Origin of the sequence: Massilia sp. W12, assembly GCF_037300705.1 — a bacterium.
Classification (GTDB): domain Bacteria; phylum Pseudomonadota; class Gammaproteobacteria; order Burkholderiales; family Burkholderiaceae_D; genus JACPVY01.
This window is the reverse complement of the sequence record NZ_CP147776.1, coordinates 3,957,188-3,975,298: the sequence shown is the minus strand read 5'-3', so window position 1 is coordinate 3,975,298 and position 18,111 is coordinate 3,957,188. Positions and strand designations below refer to the sequence as shown.

The window sequence follows — 18,111 nt, the reverse complement described above, 5'->3', positions numbered from 1 at the left end:
GTCGAAGGGCAGGGTGGCGCAAGGGAAAAAATGCAATAAGCCCAGTGCGAACGGCAAAAAACAGCCCTCAGCCCGCTACGAATGATAAAAAAACTGTGCCTGGGCAAGCCAAATCAGCCAAGACGCTGAATTGTCCAGCGATTCCCAGGCTGGGCTAAAATGAGGCATTAGCAGCCGGATCGTTCCCATGTCTTTATCACATACCACAGAAGCAAACCAGCTCGGCCAGGGCTTTGCCGGCTTGTCGCCGGAGCGCGTGCTGGATGCTTTAGCCGCGCGCGGGCTGGCGGTCGATGGCCGCCTCTTGGCCCTGAACAGCTATGAAAACCGGGTCTATCAAGTTGGTATTGAAGATGGCGCGCCCATCATCGCCAAGTTTTACCGCGCGCATCGCTGGAGCGATGCGGCGATTTTGGAAGAGCATGCGTTTTTGCAGGAATTGTTTGAAGCCGAAGTGCCCTCGGTGCCGGCGCTGACAGTGGACGGGCAAACCCTGTTGCACGATGGCGATTTGCGCTTCGCCCTGTTCCGCCGCCAGGGCGGGCGCGCGCCGGAATTGTTTGATCCTGAAGTGTTGCGCTGGCTGGGCCGCTTTATGGGCCGCATCCACATGATAGGCGCGCGCCAGCCATTTGCCGCGCGCGAGCGCATCAGCATCGCGGCGCTGGGCGAAGCATCCGGGCGCTTTTTACTGGAACACGACTTTTTACCGCCAGCCTTGCGCCCGGCCTGGCGCGCCGCCTGGGAGCAGGCGCTGGAAGCGGTGCACGCCGCATTTGCGCGCGCTGGCGACTACCCGGAAATCCGCCTGCACGGCGATTGCCATCTGGGCAATGTCTTGTGGACCGATTCCGGCCCGCATTTTGTCGATTTTGACGACGCCAGAAACGGCCCGGCGATTCAGGATTTATGGATGCTCTTATCCGGCGATCGCGCCGAGATGACGCAGCAGCTGTGCGATATTCTGGAAGGGTACGAAGATTTTGCCGAATTCGACCCGTCCCAATTGCATTTGATTGAAGCCCTGCGCTGTCTGCGCCTGATTCACTATTCCGCCTGGCTGGCGCGGCGCTGGACTGATCCGGCCTTCCCGCCCGCCTTTCCCTGGTTTGGCACAGAGCGTTATTGGCAGGAAAAAATCATCGAATTACGTGAACAAATCGCCTTGTTGAGCGAAGCGCCGTTGCGCGTGTGAGGGTGGCATGACAGTCAGAATACAAAGTGAAGATTTTGATGTAAGCCGCGAAGTGGCGGCCTTGCGCGCCGGCTTGCCCGGTGTGGGCGCGGTGGTCAGTTTTATCGGTACGGTGCGCGAAATGAATGAGGGCGCGGCGGTCAGCAGCATGGAGCTGGAGCACTATCCCGGCATGACCGAAAAAGCGATTCAAGCCATCATCGACCAGGCGCGCGCGCGCTGGGATTTGCACGCCGCGCTGGTGATCCACCGTGTCGGCCCCTTGCAAGTGATGGATCAAATAGTGCTGGTGGCGGTCGCCTCCAGCCATCGCGGCGCAGCCTTCGCCGCCTGTGAATTCATCATGGACTACCTGAAAATCGAAGCGCCGCTGTGGAAAAAAGAACAGACCGCGCAGGGCGCGCGCTGGGTCGATGCGCGCAGCAGCGATGACGCGGCAGTGCAAAAATGGGCCGCCAAGAGAGGCGCGGCATGAATATGTGGTGGAGCGCAGGCGCGGTGGGCCTGGGCGCCGCGTTGGGCGCGATTCTGCGCTGGCAACTCAGTGTGCGCCTGCCCATGCTGTGGCACAACCTCCCCGGCGGCACGCTGGCGGCGAATCTGGGCGGCGCGTTTCTGATCGGCATCGCCAGCGGCTTTTTCCTGCACCACCCCGGCCTGGCGCCGCAATGGCGCTTATTCGCAGTGACCGGATTTCTGGGCGGCCTGACCACTTTTTCCACCTTTTCCGCTGAAAGCATGGCCCTGCTGCAAAGCGGCCAAGCCGGAGCGGCGCTGCTGCATTCCGCCTTGCATCTGGGCGGCTCGGTGTTGTTGTGTTTTGCCGGCTTGATGGCGTATCGGGCCTTGAGTTAACCGCCGCTGCGCCCTCCCGCCGTATTTCCCCGCCTGCTTTCTCATCACATCCTCCATGCTTGACCCCAAAGTGGAGAATTGCGCTGTGAAATGGCTTCTTTTTATCGCTTAATTCCAAATAATGCCGTTTAAGATTTGATTAAGACACAGCGCAAGCGGGTGTTGCAAAAGCCAGGCAGGGAAGCCGTGGCGCATACTTACAACAGAGGAGAGAGAGATGAAAACACGTACTTCACGCATGATGGGCTTGAGCAGTGCAGTTATGTTTGCCAGCTTGCTGGCGGCGCCGATGGCGCAGGCGGCAACGCATACCTTCACGTTTGAAGAAGCAGATCCCAATAATCATCTTGGTACGGTGTACGGTACAGAGGATGGCCGAGGCTGGGGTGCGCTAATCCGGGATGGTTTTATGGTGGATATTCAGGGGAGCGGGCCAGCCGCGAGCGGCGACTTGCATTTTCATGAAGTGAATAGCCAGGTAATCCATAAGGTTCCAGATCGCCCAACAGCACAACGGGGTGTATTGTGGCGCGATGGTATGGCTGGAAAGGACCCGCTCTTTTTCAAACCCACAACTGCCAATACGGTTTTTTCATTGCAGAGTCTGGTGGTGGGCAATTCCACCTGGGATGGCAGTCAGACCACGGCAGTGCAAGCCAGCGCCTGGCGCAATGGGCGCTTGCTGGCGACGGTTGATCTGGCCACGCCACAAAACAGCTATGCCAGTTATGGCGGCAGCGGCTTGGGCGCCTTGCAGGGTTTGCAGATGGACCGGCTGGAATTCATCGGCTTGTCTTCGTCGAATGTCTCTTACTACATGCTCGACGATGTGGTCTTGCAGACCAGCGTTGTGCCGGAACCTGAAACCTGGGGGCTGCTTGGCATGGGCTTGCTGGCGCTCATGGGCCGCAAGCACTATCGCAAACAAGAGCAGAAAATCACTGCGTAAGCGCAACTGCCATATTCAGAACTGGCGGGCGGATGGCGTTCCCATCTGTCCCGCTTTTTTGCTCAAGCCGCCTGCCGCAGCTGCTGTTGCGGCAAAAAATCCATCAGACCTTGGCGCACTCCACGCGCTTGCGCCAGCGGCAATTCGCTGCCCTGTTTGCGCCACTTGCTGCCGCACTATAATTCGATTTGCACATAATCGTTTTCCCCTAATTCCTCATAGCCGCTGCAGGCGCAGATTTCCAGCGCGGCGTTGTACGCCAGGAGATTGCTTTGTTTGCGGGATGTGGCGGCGTGATGCTGGGCTTTGTTATTGCGGGCTTTGTGTTGGGGGCTTCATTGGAGGGGTAATGGAAACTCGTCGGTCTTGGTCGCGTGATGAATTGTTATTCGCGTTTTATCTGTATTGCCGCATGCCCTTTGGCAATTTGCATATGCGCAATCCAGAAATCATACGATGCGCCGGTTTGATGGGGCGCACGCCATCCGCGCTTGCCATGAAATTGACGAATATTGCCAGCCTTGACCCCGATATTATCAACACCGGGCGCAAGGGTTTGCCTGGCGCGTCGAATGCAGATCGGGCGATGTGGCAGGAAATGCAGGCGGATTGGCAGGCGTTTGCATTGCATACGGAAGCTGCCAGAAAGTTGTTTGAACCAGCGCAAAGCGAGCATACCAAGTCAGAAGAGGCTGCGCTGGTTGACGATTTTAGTGCTGAAGATAGGACAGTTTTGAGCACGGTGCGTGTCGGCCAATCATTCTTTCGCAATATTGTATTGAGCACCTATGATCAGCGTTGCTGTATAAGCGGTCTATCTGTCCCACAATTTCTGATTGCCAGTCACATTGTGCCTTGGAGCTGGGATGTCAAAAACCGCATCAACCCGCACAACGGACTTTGCCTCTCAGTCTTGCATGACAAAGCGTTTGATAGCGGTTTGCTCTGTATTCAGGACGATTTAACTGTGTGCATTTCGCCCAAACTCAAAGCCTTTGATGATCCATTTTTACAGCAAGCGCTACTGCAATGTGAAGGCGCACGCTTGCGCTTGCCAGATAAGTTTTTACCGGACCCCGCTTTTTTGCGCAGGCATAGGGAGGAGATTTTTCAGCATGGTTGATGTTCCAGCGGGGCTATGTGTGTGATCAGCCCCCCATGCTGAAGTAAGAAAAAGCAGACCTGCTGGCCTGCCATCTCGCGTCACGCCTCTTGCCGCAAGGCGCGCACAAACTCAAGCCGCCTGCCGCAGCTGCTGTTGCGGCAAATAATGCCTTAAGCGTTGCACCACTTCACGCGCTTGCGCCAGCGGCAGTTCGCTGCCCAGTTTGCGCCGCTTGCTGCCGCACTGGAATTCGATTTGCACATAATCGTTTTCCCCTAATTCCTCATAGCCGCTGCAGGCGCAGATTTCCAGTTCGGCGATGTGCGCCAATTGTGCGCGGCGCGTCCAGCACAGGCCGAACAGCGTAAGCGATTGCACCAATTCTCCGCCTTCCACCATGAATTCCTGACGCCCGGTGGCCAGCCAGCCCAGACCCAGCAAGAGCGTGCCGTGCAAGATGGCGCACACCAGCAGTTCCGCCAGCGGGGCCGGGTGGTTTTGATCGCTCAAATTGACTAAAAGAAAACTGAAGAACAGCCAGGACAGCGCCAGCAGAAAGGCCAGCAGCAGATTGTCGCGCGTGGTGTGATGAATGATGCGGGCGCGCAGATGTGTGGCATCAGCGTCCCATTCCAAATGGGAACGAAACATGGTTTGCATCAAAGTCTCCGGGAGAATTAGGTGAGAAGAAAAGGAATTTTTGTAAGAAGAGGCGCGCAGAATAGCATGCTGAAATTCACTTGGCGCGCATTGTGTAAGTCTCTGTTGCGATATTGCAGCGCAGCTTGCCGCAAAGTAAGAGTTGCCATTTTTTTCGGCAAAAGACCTGATCTAGGCACAATGGGGGAGGCGCGTAAAAGGCGCTTGAAACTGGCCCCTGCGCCCCTACATCAGCTTCAATCGAACACTTACGCAGGAGCCTGAAATGCGACAAGACAAACTCACCACCAAATTGCAACAAGCGTTGGCGGATGCGCAAAGCCTGGCCGTCGGCAATGACAATCCCTATATTGAATCGCTGCATTTATTGATTGCTTTGCTGCAATCGGATGATGGCGCAAGCCGTTCCTTATTGCAGCGCGCCGGGGTGAATGTGAACGGTCTGCAAAATGCCTTGAAACAGGCGCTGGAGCGGCAACCCAAGGTCAGCGGCAATGGCGGCGAGGTGCAGGCAGGGCGCGAATTGATTGCGATTTTGAATCTGGCCGATCGCGAAGCGCAAAAGCGCGGCGATCAATTTATCGCCAGCGAAATGATTTTGCTGGCCTTGCTGGAAGATAAATCGCCCGCCGGCCAATTGGCGCGCGAATATGGCTTGAGCCGCGCCGCGCTCGAAGCGGCGATTTTGGCTGTGCGCGGCAGTGAGACGGTGAACTCGAATGACGCCGAAGGCCAGCGCGAGGCTTTACGCAAATACACCCTCGATCTGACCGAGCGCGCCAAGCAAGGCAAGCTCGATCCGGTGATCGGGCGCGATGATGAAATCCGCCGCGCGATTCAGGTGCTGCAGCGGCGCAGCAAAAATAATCCGGTCTTGATCGGCGAACCGGGGGTGGGCAAAACCGCGATCGTCGAAGGGCTGGCGCAACGCATTGTGAATAATGAAGTGCCGGAATCCTTGAAAGGCAAACGCGTGCTGTCGCTGGATATGGCGGCGCTGCTGGCCGGGGCCAAATATCGCGGCGAATTTGAAGAGCGCTTGAAATCGGTGCTGAAAGAATTGGCCCAGGATGAGGGCCGCACCATTGTTTTTATTGATGAATTGCACACCATGGTCGGGGCCGGCAAGGCCGAAGGCGCGATTGACGCCGGGAATATGTTGAAACCGGCCCTGGCGCGCGGTGAATTGCATTGCGTTGGCGCCACCACGCTGGATGAATATCGCAAATACATTGAAAAAGACGCTGCGCTGGAGCGCCGTTTTCAAAAGATTCTGGTCGATGAGCCGAGCGTGGAAGCCACGATTGCGATTTTGCGCGGCTTGCAAGATCGCTATGAATTGCACCATAAAGTGGAAATCACCGACCCGGCGATTATCGCCGCCGCTGAATTGTCGCACCGCTATATTTCCGACCGCTTTTTGCCGGATAAGGCAATTGATTTGATTGACGAAGCGGCCTCGAAAATCAAAATCGAAATCGACAGCAAGCCGGAAGTGATGGATAAACTGGATCGCCGTTTGATTCAGCTCAAAATCGAGCGCGAAGCGGTGAAAAAGGAAAAAGATGAAGCGTCCGCCAAGCGCTTGGGACTGATTGAAGAAGAAATCAGCCGTTTGCAGCGTGAATACAATGATTTTGAAGAAATTCTGAAAGCCGAAAAAGCCGCTTTGCAAGGCAGCAGCCATATCAAAGAGGAAATCGAAAAAGTGCGCTTCCAGATCGAGGAAGCCAAGCGCAACAGCGATTGGGCGCGCGCGTCGGAATTGGAATATGGCCGCCTGCAGGAATTGCTGGCCGAGTTGAAACAAGCCGATCACGCCGAGCAAAAAGCCGAACAGTCCGAAAGCACGCGCAAACTTTTGCGCACCCAGGTGGGCGCGGAAGAAATCGCCGAAGTGGTGTCGCGCGCCACCGGCATTCCGGTTTCGCGCATGATGCAGGGCGAGCGCGATAAGCTTTTGCACATCGAAGACCATTTGCATAAGCGCGTGGTGGGGCAGGATGAAGCCATCAGCGCGGTGGCCGATGCGATTCGCCGTTCGCGCGCCGGGCTGGCCGATCCGAACCGCCCGTATGGCTCCTTCATGTTCCTGGGGCCGACCGGGGTGGGGAAAACCGAGCTGTGCAAGGCGCTGGCGCAATTCTTGTTTGACACCGAGGAATCCCTGATCCGCATCGACATGAGCGAATTCATGGAAAAGCATTCGGTGGCGCGTTTAATCGGCGCGCCGCCCGGCTATGTCGGCTATGACGAGGGCGGCTATCTGACCGAGGCGGTGCGGCGCAAACCTTACAGCGTGATTTTGCTCGATGAGGTGGAAAAAGCGCACCCGGATGTCTTTAATGTGCTCTTGCAAGTGCTCGACGATGGCCGCATGACCGATGGCCAGGGGCGCACGGTGGATTTCAAAAACACGGTGATCGTGATGACCTCCAACCTGGGTTCGCAAAAAATCCAGGCCATGGAAGACAGCGACCCGGCCTTGGTCAAGCTTTCGGTGATGGCGGATGTGCGTTCCCATTTCCGCCCGGAATTTTTAAACCGTATCGATGAAATCGTGGTCTTCCATGGTTTGGATGAAAAGCAGATCGGGCAAATCGCCAAATTCCAGCTGGCGATTTTGCAAGGGCGCCTGGCGCGCGTCGAAATCGGTATGCAAGTCTCGGAGGCGGCTTTGCACAAGATCGCCGAAGCCGGTTTCGATCCGGTGTATGGCGCGCGGCCTTTGAAACGGGCGGTGCAGCAATACATCGAAAACCCGCTCTCGAAACATATTTTGAGCGGGCGTTTCGGGCCGAAAGACAGGGTGCTGGTGGATGTCAAGAACGGCGAATTAAGTTTCGACAAGGGATAATCTCATCTCATTGCTTCACAAAAACCCGGCTGCGCGCCGGGTTTTTGTTTGTCTGCATGCGACCAACATCTGTTGCAACACCGCGCATGAATCAGGCCACGGCGCGGCGGCGGCTGTTCAAAGCCGGCCAATTCGCTTAGCATGATTCCGATGCGCAGATCTGCTGCGCCCCTGGCGAAAGGACCGACATGACGCTGCGACAAGATGCACGCATCATCGGCAGTATCTGCTATGCGCACGCCTGCGCACATTTCTACAATCTCTTGCTGCCGGTGCTGTTTCCGGCCATTCGCAACGCCACCGGCTATTCCTGGCAGGAATTGGGCTTGTTGATGACGGTCTATTTTCTGGTGTCCGGGGTGGCGCAAACCCTGGCCGGGGTGCTGGTGGATCGCTATGGCGCGCGCCGTGTGTTGCTGGGCGGCTTGGCGCTTTTATGCGCTTCCGCGCTCTGGCTGGCGCAGGCAAACAGCTGGGGCGCCTTGCTGTTTGGGGCGATTCTGGCGGGGCTGGGCAACAGTGTGTTTCATCCAGCCGATTTCGCCCTGCTGAATCACTGCATCAGTCCGGCCCGCTTGGGGCATGCATTTTCCATGCACGGCTTGGCCGGCCATATCGGCTGGGTGGCCGCGCCTTTGTATTTACTGGGAATTGCGCATTTCGCCGGCTGGCATGCCGCCATGCTGGGGGCGGCGTTGCTGCCGGCTTTGGCCATGCTCTTGTTGGCGCAAGGCACGCCGGCGCCGCAACCCGGACCGGGCAAGCAATGCGCAGGGCCGGCTATGCGCAGCTTGCTGCGGCAACCGGCTTTATGGGCCAGTTTTTTGTTTTTTCTGGTCAGCGCGCTGGCTTTGGGCGGGGTGCAAAACTTTCTGGCTCCGGTGATGCATCAAATTCACCACATCAGCCTGCTGGCCGCCAGCACCGGCTTGAGCGTCTTCATGAGCGGCTCGGCGTGCGGCATGCTGGCCGGCGGTTTTCTGGCGGCGCGCGAACAGGGGCATGAGCGCATCATCGCCATGGCCTTTGGTCTGGCAGGCTTGCTTGCGCTGCTGCTGAGCTGGCGCGGCTTGCCGGCGCTGACCCTGTTTCCCGTGCTGTTTTTAATGGGGCTGTGTTCCGGCAGTGCGGGGCCGGCGCGCGATTTTTTAATCCGCCGCAGCGCGCCGGCGCAAGCGATCGGGCGCGTCTATGGCCTGGTGTATGGCGGCCTTGAATTGGGTTTCGCCCTGGCCCCCTTGCTGTTTGCCGGATTGCTCGATCATGGGCGCGCCGGCATGGTGTTGCTTGGCATCGGCCTGTGCCAATGGCTGGCGATTGGCGCCGCCTGGCTCACCAGCGGGCAGCGCTTGCGACTGCCGGCGGCGGCATAAACGCTGTTTCAGGCATGCAAAGCTTGCGCTGCCGCCAGTACGCCGTCGGCATCGGCGTAAATCCAATCACCGGGCGCGATTTTTACGCCGGCGATATCGACTACCGCGCCGACGCTGCCAAAACCCTGCTTGCTGCTTTTTTGCGGCATGGTGTTGAGCGCGCGCACGCCGATCCGGCAGGCATTGATTTCTTCCGCATCGCGGATGCAACCGAACACCAGCAGCCCGGCCCAGCCATTGTCTTGCGCCAATTGGCCCAGCTTGCCGCCGACCAGCGCGGTGCGCAGACTGCCGCCGCCATCCACCACCAAGACCCGGCCCGCGCCCGCCTGCTCCAGTGCGGCGCGCACCAGGGCGTTGTCTTCAAACACTTTCAGTGTATGCGCCGGGCCGGCAAAGCGCGTCAGCGCGCCATAGCTTTTAAACAGCGGCGGCAACACCGCCAGCCGGCCTTGCGCCTGCAGCGCTTCATTGGCGTCGAGCAAATCGCAACAGGTGAAATCAATCGCAGTCATGGGTTTTCCTCTTTTCTGTCTGGTCAGGTGTGCTTGGCAAAAAGCCGCAATCATGTCCCTGCACTGTGGCAAAAAACGCCCGGCCTGCCCATTTTTTGTGCACAGCAGCGCAGAGCTTGTTATGATGAACTGACAAAATTCGGCGCACCAGCGACAAAACCGAGAAATGCTTCCAAAAAACCTGAATCATTCCACATTGCGAAATGCGTATTTTGTATTGCGGGAAATCAGGGCCTATTTTGCAGCATTTTTCTCTCACGGGAAGAAATGGCGTTCCGTATCATGAAATTTGTTTTGTAAGATGTTGATTTAAAAGCCTTTTCGTTTGTGTTTTGTGTCTTATATAAGACCTTGATGCAATGCGGAAAAGCGCCTATGCTTATTCCATCGCAGCAGCTGCAGAGGGTGCGGTTGTGCAAGGGTTTGATACTTTCATCTCACAGGAGAAAACAATGTCTTCACGTCAACAGCAAATCGAAAGCCTGCAACACGACTGGGATACCAATCCGCGCTGGAAGGGCGTGGTGCGTGCGTATACCGCAGAAGACGTGGTGCGTCTGCGTGGTTCTTTGCAAATTGAACATACGCTGGCCAAACGTGGCGCCGAAAAGCTGTGGAACCTGGTCAACAATGAACCCTTCGTCAATGCCCTGGGCGCCCTGACCGGCAACCAGGCCATGCAACAAGTCAAAGCCGGCTTGAAAGCCATTTATCTGTCCGGCTGGCAAGTTGCAGGCGACGCCAATCTGGCGGGCGAAATGTATCCTGACCAATCGCTGTACCCGGCCAACTCGGTGCCGATGGTGGTGCGCCGTATCAACAACACGTTCCAGCGCGCTGACCAGATTCAATGGTCGGAAGGCAAAGACGATATCGACTTCTTCGCTCCCATCGTGGCGGATGCGGAAGCCGGTTTCGGCGGCGTGTTGAACGCCTTTGAATTGATGAAAGCCATGATTGAAGCGGGCGCCGCCGGCGTGCACTTTGAAGACCAATTGGCATCGGTCAAAAAATGCGGCCACATGGGCGGCAAGGTGTTGGTGCCGACCCGCGAAGCCGTGGAAAAACTGACCGCCGCCCGTCTGGCCGCTGACGTGATGGGTACGTCCACCCTGGTGATTGCCCGTACTGACGCTGAAGCTGCTGACCTGCTGACTTCCGATGTGGACGACAATGACAAGCCGTATTGCACCGGTGAGCGCACGGTGGAAGGTTTTTACAAAGTCAAGCCGGGCCTGGAACAAGCCATCTCGCGCGCCTTGGCGTATGCGCCGTATGCGGACTTGGTGTGGTGTGAAACCGGCAAGCCGGATCTGGAATTCGCCAAGCGTTTCGCCGATGCGGTGCACGCCAAATTCCCGGGCAAGATGCTGGCTTACAACTGCTCGCCGTCGTTCAACTGGAAAAAGAATCTGGACGACGCCACCATCGCCAAATTCCAGCGCGAACTCGGCGCCATGGGTTACAAGTTCCAATTCATCACCCTGGCCGGCTTCCACTCGCTGAACTACGGCATGTTCAACCTGGCGCACGGCTATGCGCGCCGCCAAATGTCGGCCTTCGTCGAACTGCAGGAAGCTGAATTCGCCGCAGCGGAACGCGGTTTCACCGCCGTCAAACACCAGCGCGAAGTCGGCACCGGCTACTTCGACGCCGTGACCCAGACCATCCAGCAAGGCCAAAGCAGCACCACCGCGCTGCATGGCTCGACTGAGGATGAGCAGTTCTTTGATGGCAAGCATTGATTTGCTGCTGTGAAATGAAAAAACCGCCGCAAGGCGGTTTTTTCATGTGGCTGCATCGATAGCCTTGCTTTCTCTGCCTGGCCGTCCTGACTCACTTCGGCAGCAGGCTGCGGATCTTGCGTTCAAAACCCGCTGTTCCCCAATCCAGATCAGTATGCAAAACATCCGGCGTGTAATACACATTATTGCCGCGCGGGCGATTGCGGTAGAGTTTGACCGGGATCACCAGCCGGCTTAAGCCGGACGGGCTGTATTGTTTGCGCACTTCCATATACGTGCTGTCGGCTGCGCTGGGGGCGCCGATCAAGCGCGTGTTGGGGAAGAGTTTGAAACGGTCTATCGCGTCCAGGCAACTGCTGGCGCAGTAGCCGGGCATGATCACCCAAACCGGCGGCGTCAGCCTTGGCGCATCTCCGGCTTGCGCCTGCAGCGCTTGCGCCAAGGATGGCGCGGTTTTGCGCCCATGGCCGGCCCGGTAAAAATCTTCGCCCTGTCTGGCCGCAGCTTGCATGCGCTGACCGATTTCGGCAATTTCATCCGCTTCTTCCTGCAAGCCCAATTCGCGCAATTTGTCAGGAATCGTTTGCGCCACATGGGTGATATTGTCAGGCGACGTGCGCCACCAGACTTCCTGCCTGGCGGAATACGCTTCTACAGCACGTTCGAGCAAGGCTTGGCCCCACAATACGCCAGCCACTTTATCCGCCCAAGTCGAATTGCCGCCGCTGTTGTGGCGCAGGTCCAGCACAATCGCGCGTGCGCGCCGCACCCGCTCGCGCTCTGTGCTTAATTGGCTAAGCATGCTGTTATACAGCGCCACTTCCGCCTTGCCGGGTTTGAAGTCGGGCAGGGCGATCCACAGTAATTCGTCAGCCAGCCAGCGCCGGCCAATCGGCAGGCGCTCGCCACTGATACTCTCATCCACCCACTGCCGGGCCTTGGGCGGCATGGGCCGCCATTTGAGTTGCACTTGGTGCGTTTCCTGTTGGATGCGGATGGCGCATTGTTGCAGCGGCGGCAAAAAAGGATTGTCCCGCTCCTGCATGACGATATAGGCCTCGCTCCACCAATGGCCGGGTAAATTTTCCTGCGCGCCGAACTGGAACACGCGTTGACGCATTAATGCATCCGCTGGCACGCCATCACAATGCAGAATTTGCGCGCCAGCCGGGATGTTTTCCTCATCAGAGCGAAACACCAACAAGGAGGCGCCGCGCCAGGCGCTGATAAAGCCGGGCCAGCGCACGGTGTTTTGCTGCGCTGGCAAATTGGGGCCGACCCAGGCATGGCCATCTTGCAAGATGGTGGTGAAACTCGCCAGCGTGGCGCGAAAGCCGCCCTGGTTTGTCACTTTTTGCGCATATTCCAGCGCGGTTTGACGCGCTTGCGCCAATTGCGCGGCAAAGCCCGGATTGTCCGGATCGCTCATGCCGGGATGGTTCGCGCGCATCAGTTGGTATGCTGCTTCAACTTCAGTTTGCGCCGCCGCACGCCACTCAGACGCCTGGCTGGGCGCTTGCGGCGGCTGGTTGGTGGAATGGGCGGGGGCAGTCTGCCAGCACAGATTGATGGCCAGGCTGCAACAGAGCAGGGAACGGGCCAGAAGGGGAGAATGTGAGAACATGAGTGGTGAGTAAATAATATATGTATGCTTATTTGATGGGCGAAGTATAAGCAATTTCCCGCATGATTGCTCACCAATCGCGTGCTTCAAGCGTGTATTGATTGCGTTTTATTCTTTCGCACTGTAACGCGGCAGCGCTTGGCGCGTGAAGTTGTCGCGCAAAGTCCCGATGCGCTCCCACAGGGTTTCAACTTGCGCCGCTTGCGTCTGGGCGAATTGGCGGTTGAAGATCAGAAAATAGTCTTTTGAGGATAGCGCTTGCGGCAGGCGTTGCACATCCTTGATTTTGTGTTGCGCCAGATACAGGTCGGCAATATGGTCTTGATGCGCCAGAGCCGCCAGCCGGCCTTTGCGCAGTTTGGCGAAGTTTTGTTCCGTGGTTTTCGCTTCCTCCACTTCCATACCCTGTTTGCGCAAATCCTCTGCAATTGAGTAGCCGGCATTCGCGCCCAGCGGGGCATGCAGGCGTGTAAATTGCTGGCCGTCCCAGATCGCAGGACGGCCTTGTAACTGGTACAGATAATAAGACAGGCGGGCCACCCGGCGTGAGCTGTCAGGCTGTCCCTTTTGCATGGGGTAGGCGGCAAATTGCGCCCGTTCTGCGCTATATGAATAGATAAAGGCGCCATCCAGCGCTCCGCTTTGCAGCGATTGCAGGATGCGCTTGTTAGGCATGCGTTCAATCTGCAACAGCATGCCGGTCTGCGCGGCGGCGAGCTTGATCAATTCCACCGCAATCCCCGGCGGATTGGCCAGCGCCATACTTTCGCCCACTTGCCAGGGCCAGGACGGTACATCAGAAAAGGCGAGACGGATTGGCGCATTTTCACTTCTGAGCAGGCGTGGTGCGCTCAGGCAAAGCAGCGTGGCGGCTAGCGCTTGGCGACGATTCAAGGACATGATCGGGCATTCAGCTGGGCTGTGAGTGATTTCAGTATAGCCCGGAAAGCACGCGCATATCAGTGCGGCAAGCAGGTTGGCGGCGGCTTGTTTCCGGCTTGAAACGTTGCATGCCGGGTGCTGTGCAGCGACTCTTTTCAAGTCAGATGATGCATTGTTACTTTTGGACTTGATCAGTTTTTCAGGAATTGGCTGAATTCAGATCAGTTTACGTATAGGGAAAGTGTGTTGTGTGCTGTCAGGTGTTGCATAAAAGATGCAGAGATTTTGATCTGTTCTGCTTGTTAAATGATGTAAATAGCATTGTTTTATTAAAAAATATGCTTGAATGATATTTTTTGATGATGTTAAGGCAATTAATTTGTAACATTGCATTGCGATATGAAACTTTCTTTGTTAGTATCCTCATCCATGGAGTGCAGAACTGCATGCAAGAACAGAATAAAATGATGGTATTTACTTCATTTTCATTGTCATTTTGTGTAGCTCGTTTTGCAAGCCATTCAGGCCTTAAAAATGTGATTTTCAGTTTTTAGGCAGGCAATAATAAAATCTTTCGCCATAGCACCGGCGTTCGTTTCCACCTTTTCAGACCACCATATAACATGAAAAAACTGATTTTGGCTTCTTTGCTCGGCGGCGCTTTTGTAATGTCCGCTCAAGCTGCACATATCACCGAACTCAATGACGGCACAGCATTGAATATGCAAGTGCTGAACTACTTTGGCTCTGGTCCGCAAAACCTGGACGCCAACACCGTTTGGACCAGCAACAGCACCAACTCGGTGTATGGCTATACCAATGGCTATGGCTTCGCTGGCAATGGTTCCTGGAGCGGCGCTTCGGTCACCATGGTTGGCAGCAACTCGCCTTCCGCCAAAATGACCTTCACCTTCAATACTCCGGTGATGGCTTTCGGCGGCTTCATGAACTACGCAACCGGCAGCGCCTCCTATGGCACCCCGGTGATCGCCGCGTATGATGCCAATGGCGCGCTGCTGGAATCCTACACCCTGAATTTCAACACCGGTGGCGGCACAAACACTGGTGAATTCCACGGTTTCCGTCAAAACGCTGCTGTCATCAAGAGCTTCACCATGACCGGCGCTTATATCGGCGGCGCTAACTTCCGCGTCAATGCCGTGCCGGAAGCTGAAACCTACGCCATGATGCTGGCTGGTTTGGCTGGTCTGGGTCTGCTGGCCCGCCGTCGCCGTCAAGCCTGATTCTTGATTGCTTGCGTGTCTCAACGCCGCCTGCGGGCGGCGTTGTTGTTGGCGCCGGCGTGTGCCGGGCTGAGCGATTCCTCGCGAAAATAAGCGGAAGAAATAGATTGTGCCGATGTGGCAGGCTTGCCGGCGCTTAGTCTTCCAGCAAACTGTTGAGCAGCAAGGCCTGATCTTTGCTGACCTGACGGACTCTTTGCGCATAATGAATTTGCGTGATCGAGCCTTCCCGCTCTCTATACACCGCTTGAATCGAGCGCACTTGCGCCTCACGGAATTTGAGCCATTCTCTTTGCGATTGCTGCAAGGCGCGCCGACTTTCCGGCTTGAGTCTTGCCTGCAGGCGCTTGTAAGCCCAATTTGACATGCGGTCCCAGTGCGCGGCTTCCGTCAGATAGCATTCCGCCAAGCCCATGGTGACGGGATTTTTGTTCAGGCATTGTTCGCGCATTTTTTCAATGGGATGGATCTGCCAGCCATTCAGCACGGTAATCCACTTTCCACTTGCCGTATCCTGCAGCGCCAGACCGCGTTGCGCGCTCCACAGCAGCGCCAGTGGCCGCCCGGGGCGCCAACTCTCCACCGCCTCCCAGCTGATTTCCGTCCCGTACACGACTTGCAACTGACGCCCATCCTTTAACCACACCATCTGCGGGTCGTGGTTTTCCTGGTAGTGCACGGTTTCGTGGTATTCCCACTGTTCCTGCGCCAGCGCCGGCGCGTCCCAGGCCAGGATGATGCATGACAAGACGGCGAAAATTTGTGTGCGCATACGCGGCTCCCTGGTTTGCCTGTGCTCATGATAAGTCATGTCCGGCGCTTTGCTGATAGATGACAGCCATGCCGGATGGTGAAAAACCACTGCCAAACCGGCAGTGCGGGGCAAGTTTCCGCATCAAATGCGCAAAGTGCGGCTGGCAGTCCGCGCCGGCTTGCCGCAGATCGCTGCGAATCAAGCGGGAAAAACCGGCAAAGCAGCGTTAAAAAAATAGAGCAGTTACTTGCTTGCTAATCCCCAGGTTATCAGATGATTTTATGCAGTGCGGCTGCAGCATCCGGCACAGTGAAGAGATTTCATGCTGCAAAAGTGATTTTTTGGCAATAAATATTGCCGTGTAGATATTTTGCAAATTTTTTAATTTCCGTGTGGAAAAAACTTGATAAGCGCATGGGCTGAATTCGTATACATGAAAGCAATTCGCAGGCAAACATTTGTCCGAATCTGTTTGCGATGCATCAATAAAAATTTAACAGCAGCCCTTGACTTGTTAAAAAATCAAACTCATACTCTGCCTCATTGGATGTGTTTATTTTTTGATATGTCCAATTTCCGCAGTCTCTGCATAGGGAATACCTGATTTACTTCAGCGTGTTTTCCGGATTCACCCTCCTGCGATTTATATTCTGTTTGCAGAATAACTGCAGGGCATGTTTTATTTAAAAATAAATGGACAAGATTCATGTGCATCAGCACATTGAATACATTCGTCCTGAATATGGCATTCAATTTCCTTTGATATTTATTAAAGGGAAGGGGATTGCTTACACCTGAAAAATAGAGGAGACATAGATGAAATCTGCATACCTGAAACAATCTCTGCTGGCCTGCGCAGTATTGGCATGTTTTGGCGCACAAGCTGGTGAAGTGCGTGCTTTGCAATCGCCGAATGCCGTGCCGAACCGCTATATCGTGGTGTTCAAAGATCAGGCAATGACAATTGCCGGCGTCAAACAAACATCGGCCAGCGTTGCCGGCAATTTGAGCATGCGTTATGGCGGCGCGGTGGAACGCAGCTTTGAGCATGCGCTGCGCGGTGCGGTGATTTCCTCCACCCCGGAAAACGCCAAGCGTCTGGCGGATGATCCTTCGGTGGCCTATGTGGAAGCGGATCAAGTGGTGCGCGTGGTCGCCACGCAAACCGGCGCCACCTGGGGTATTGACCGTATCGACCAAACCAATCTGCCTTTGTCCACCACTTACACCTACCCGGCCAGCAGCGGTGTGCACGCCTACATCATCGACACCGGTATCCGCTCCACCCACAGCCAGTTCTCTGGCCGTATGGGCAATGGCTTTGACGCCATGAACGATGGCAATGGCACCAATGACTGCCAAGGCCATGGCACTCACGTCGCCGGCACCGTTGGCGGCACCACTTGGGGCGTGGCGAAATCGGTTACCTTGCACCCGGTGCGCGTGCTGGGTTGTGACGGCAGCGGCACCAATTCCGGCGTGATTGCCGGTATGGACTGGGTGGCGAGAAACGCGATCAAGCCTGCTGTGGCGAATATGTCCCTGGGCGGCGGCGCTTCGCAAGCCGTGGATGATGCCGTGGCGCGTATGACTGCTGCTGGCATCGTCACCGTGGTGGCTGCCGGCAATGACAACAGCAACGCCTGTAACTACTCGCCGGCGCGCGCCGCCAGCGCGATCACGGTTGGCTCCACCACCAACACTGATGCGCGTTCCAGCTTCTCCAACTACGGCTCTTGCGTGGATATCTATGCGCCTGGCTCGAACATCACCTCGGCCAGCCGTGCTTCCGACACCGGTTCGACCACCATGTCCGGCACCTCGATGGCGTCGCCGCATGTGGCCGGTGCAGCTGCGCTGTATCTGGCAGCCAATCCGAACGCCACTGTCAGCCAAGTCACCAGCGCACTGGTGACGAATGGCCTGACCGGGAAAATCACCGGCATTCCTTCCGGTGTGAATAAATTCCTGAACACGCAATTCCTGAACGGCGGCGGCGGCGATCCGAATCCGCCTTCCAACGTCTTGACCAGCGGTGTGACGGTGAGCGTGGGGTCTTTGGCCAAAGGCGCGAGCAAGTTGTACAGCATCGTGGTGCCGTCTGGTAAAACCAGTCTGACCTTCCGCATGAGCGGTGGCAGTGGCGATGGCGATCTGTATGCACGTATGTCCACCCCGCCGACCACCACCAGCTACACCAAGAAGTCGGATGGTTCGACCAATAGCGAAACCATCACCTTCAGCGCACCGGCTGCCGGCACGTATTATCTGCTGGTGTATGGCTACACCGCAACCTCGGGCGCCAGCCTGGTGGCGACTGTGCAGTAATTGCTTTTTGCTGTGAGAAAGGCGG

General features: G+C 56.4%; 15 protein-coding genes. 10 read left to right on the top strand and 5 right to left on the bottom strand.

Going from position 1 to position 18,111, the window contains the following annotated elements; genetic code table 11:
• The first annotated feature begins 187 nt into the window (after positions 1 to 187).
• From V8J88_RS15955 to V8J88_RS15935, 5 genes are all read left to right on the top strand, one after another.
• Complete coding sequence (locus tag V8J88_RS15955) at positions 188 to 1,195, top strand: serine/threonine protein kinase (protein ID WP_338845191.1); 1,008 nt, start codon at positions 188 to 190, stop codon at positions 1,193 to 1,195.
• Between the two features lie 7 nt (positions 1,196 to 1,202).
• The gene (gene moaE, locus V8J88_RS15950; protein WP_338845190.1) at positions 1,203 to 1,670 is read left to right on the top strand and encodes a molybdopterin synthase catalytic subunit MoaE; all 468 of its coding nucleotides are present in this window, start codon (positions 1,203 to 1,205) and stop codon (positions 1,668 to 1,670) included.
• Between the two features lie 2 nt (positions 1,671 to 1,672).
• Positions 1,673 to 2,050: a fluoride efflux transporter CrcB gene (gene crcB / locus V8J88_RS15945; protein WP_338849902.1), complete on the top strand. Its 378-nt coding sequence runs from the start codon at positions 1,673 to 1,675 to the stop codon at positions 2,048 to 2,050.
• Positions 2,051 to 2,267: 217 nt separating this feature from the next.
• Positions 2,268 to 2,999, top strand: a complete 732-nt coding sequence (locus tag V8J88_RS15940; protein WP_338845189.1) for a PEP-CTERM sorting domain-containing protein — start codon at positions 2,268 to 2,270, stop codon at positions 2,997 to 2,999.
• Positions 3,000 to 3,495: 496 nt separating this feature from the next.
• Positions 3,496 to 4,122: an HNH endonuclease gene (locus V8J88_RS15935; RefSeq protein ID WP_338845187.1), complete on the top strand. Its 627-nt coding sequence runs from the start codon at positions 3,496 to 3,498 to the stop codon at positions 4,120 to 4,122.
• A gap of 111 nt (positions 4,123 to 4,233) precedes the next feature.
• Here the strand turns inward: V8J88_RS15935 and V8J88_RS15930 are convergent, their stop codons facing one another.
• Positions 4,234 to 4,764, bottom strand: coding sequence for a hypothetical protein (locus V8J88_RS15930; protein WP_338845185.1), 531 nt, complete (start codon positions 4,762 to 4,764; stop codon positions 4,234 to 4,236).
• 265 nt (positions 4,765 to 5,029) lie between these two features.
• On the opposite strand from V8J88_RS15930, the gene clpB reads away from it, so the two are divergent.
• Together clpB and V8J88_RS15920 are read left to right on the top strand one after the other, a co-directional pair.
• A complete protein-coding gene (clpB, locus tag V8J88_RS15925) occupies positions 5,030 to 7,621 on the top strand; it encodes an ATP-dependent chaperone ClpB (protein ID WP_338845184.1) in 2,592 nt (863 codons plus the stop codon).
• A 188-nt stretch (positions 7,622 to 7,809) separates the two neighbouring features.
• A complete protein-coding gene (locus tag V8J88_RS15920; RefSeq protein ID WP_338845183.1) occupies positions 7,810 to 8,994 on the top strand; it encodes an MFS transporter in 1,185 nt (394 codons plus the stop codon).
• A gap of 8 nt (positions 8,995 to 9,002) precedes the next feature.
• Here the strand turns inward: V8J88_RS15920 and rraA are convergent, their stop codons facing one another.
• Entirely contained in the window at positions 9,003 to 9,509 is a 507-nt protein-coding gene (gene rraA / locus V8J88_RS15915) for a ribonuclease E activity regulator RraA (protein WP_338845182.1), read from the bottom strand.
• Between the two features lie 452 nt (positions 9,510 to 9,961).
• Here rraA and aceA point away from each other — a divergent pair, with 452 nt between their 5' ends.
• Entirely contained in the window at positions 9,962 to 11,254 is a 1,293-nt protein-coding gene (gene aceA / locus V8J88_RS15910; protein WP_338845181.1) for an isocitrate lyase, read from the top strand.
• Positions 11,255 to 11,345: 91 nt separating this feature from the next.
• On the opposite strand, the gene V8J88_RS15905 is transcribed toward aceA, so the two are convergent.
• Both V8J88_RS15905 and V8J88_RS15900 read right to left on the bottom strand, forming a co-directional pair.
• The gene (locus tag V8J88_RS15905; protein ID WP_338845180.1) at positions 11,346 to 12,878 is read right to left on the bottom strand and encodes a hypothetical protein; all 1,533 of its coding nucleotides are present in this window, start codon (positions 12,876 to 12,878) and stop codon (positions 11,346 to 11,348) included.
• Positions 12,879 to 12,986: 108 nt separating this feature from the next.
• Positions 12,987 to 13,778 carry a transporter substrate-binding domain-containing protein gene (locus V8J88_RS15900; protein WP_338845179.1) on the bottom strand — a complete coding sequence of 264 codons (792 nt, stop codon included), beginning with the start codon at positions 13,776 to 13,778 and terminating at the stop codon, positions 12,987 to 12,989.
• A 605-nt stretch (positions 13,779 to 14,383) separates the two neighbouring features.
• Between V8J88_RS15900 and V8J88_RS15895 the strand changes: the two genes are divergently transcribed.
• Positions 14,384 to 15,004 (top strand): PEP-CTERM sorting domain-containing protein, encoded by a 621-nt coding sequence (locus V8J88_RS15895; protein WP_338845178.1) that lies wholly within the window; start codon positions 14,384 to 14,386, stop codon positions 15,002 to 15,004.
• A gap of 136 nt (positions 15,005 to 15,140) precedes the next feature.
• On the opposite strand, the gene V8J88_RS15890 is transcribed toward V8J88_RS15895, so the two are convergent.
• Positions 15,141 to 15,776, bottom strand: coding sequence for a lysozyme inhibitor LprI family protein (locus tag V8J88_RS15890; RefSeq protein ID WP_338845176.1), 636 nt, complete (start codon positions 15,774 to 15,776; stop codon positions 15,141 to 15,143).
• A 798-nt stretch (positions 15,777 to 16,574) separates the two neighbouring features.
• On the opposite strand from V8J88_RS15890, the gene V8J88_RS15885 reads away from it, so the two are divergent.
• A complete protein-coding gene (locus tag V8J88_RS15885; protein WP_338845175.1) occupies positions 16,575 to 18,086 on the top strand; it encodes a S8 family peptidase in 1,512 nt (503 codons plus the stop codon).
• Positions 18,087 to 18,111: the final 25 nt, after the last annotated feature.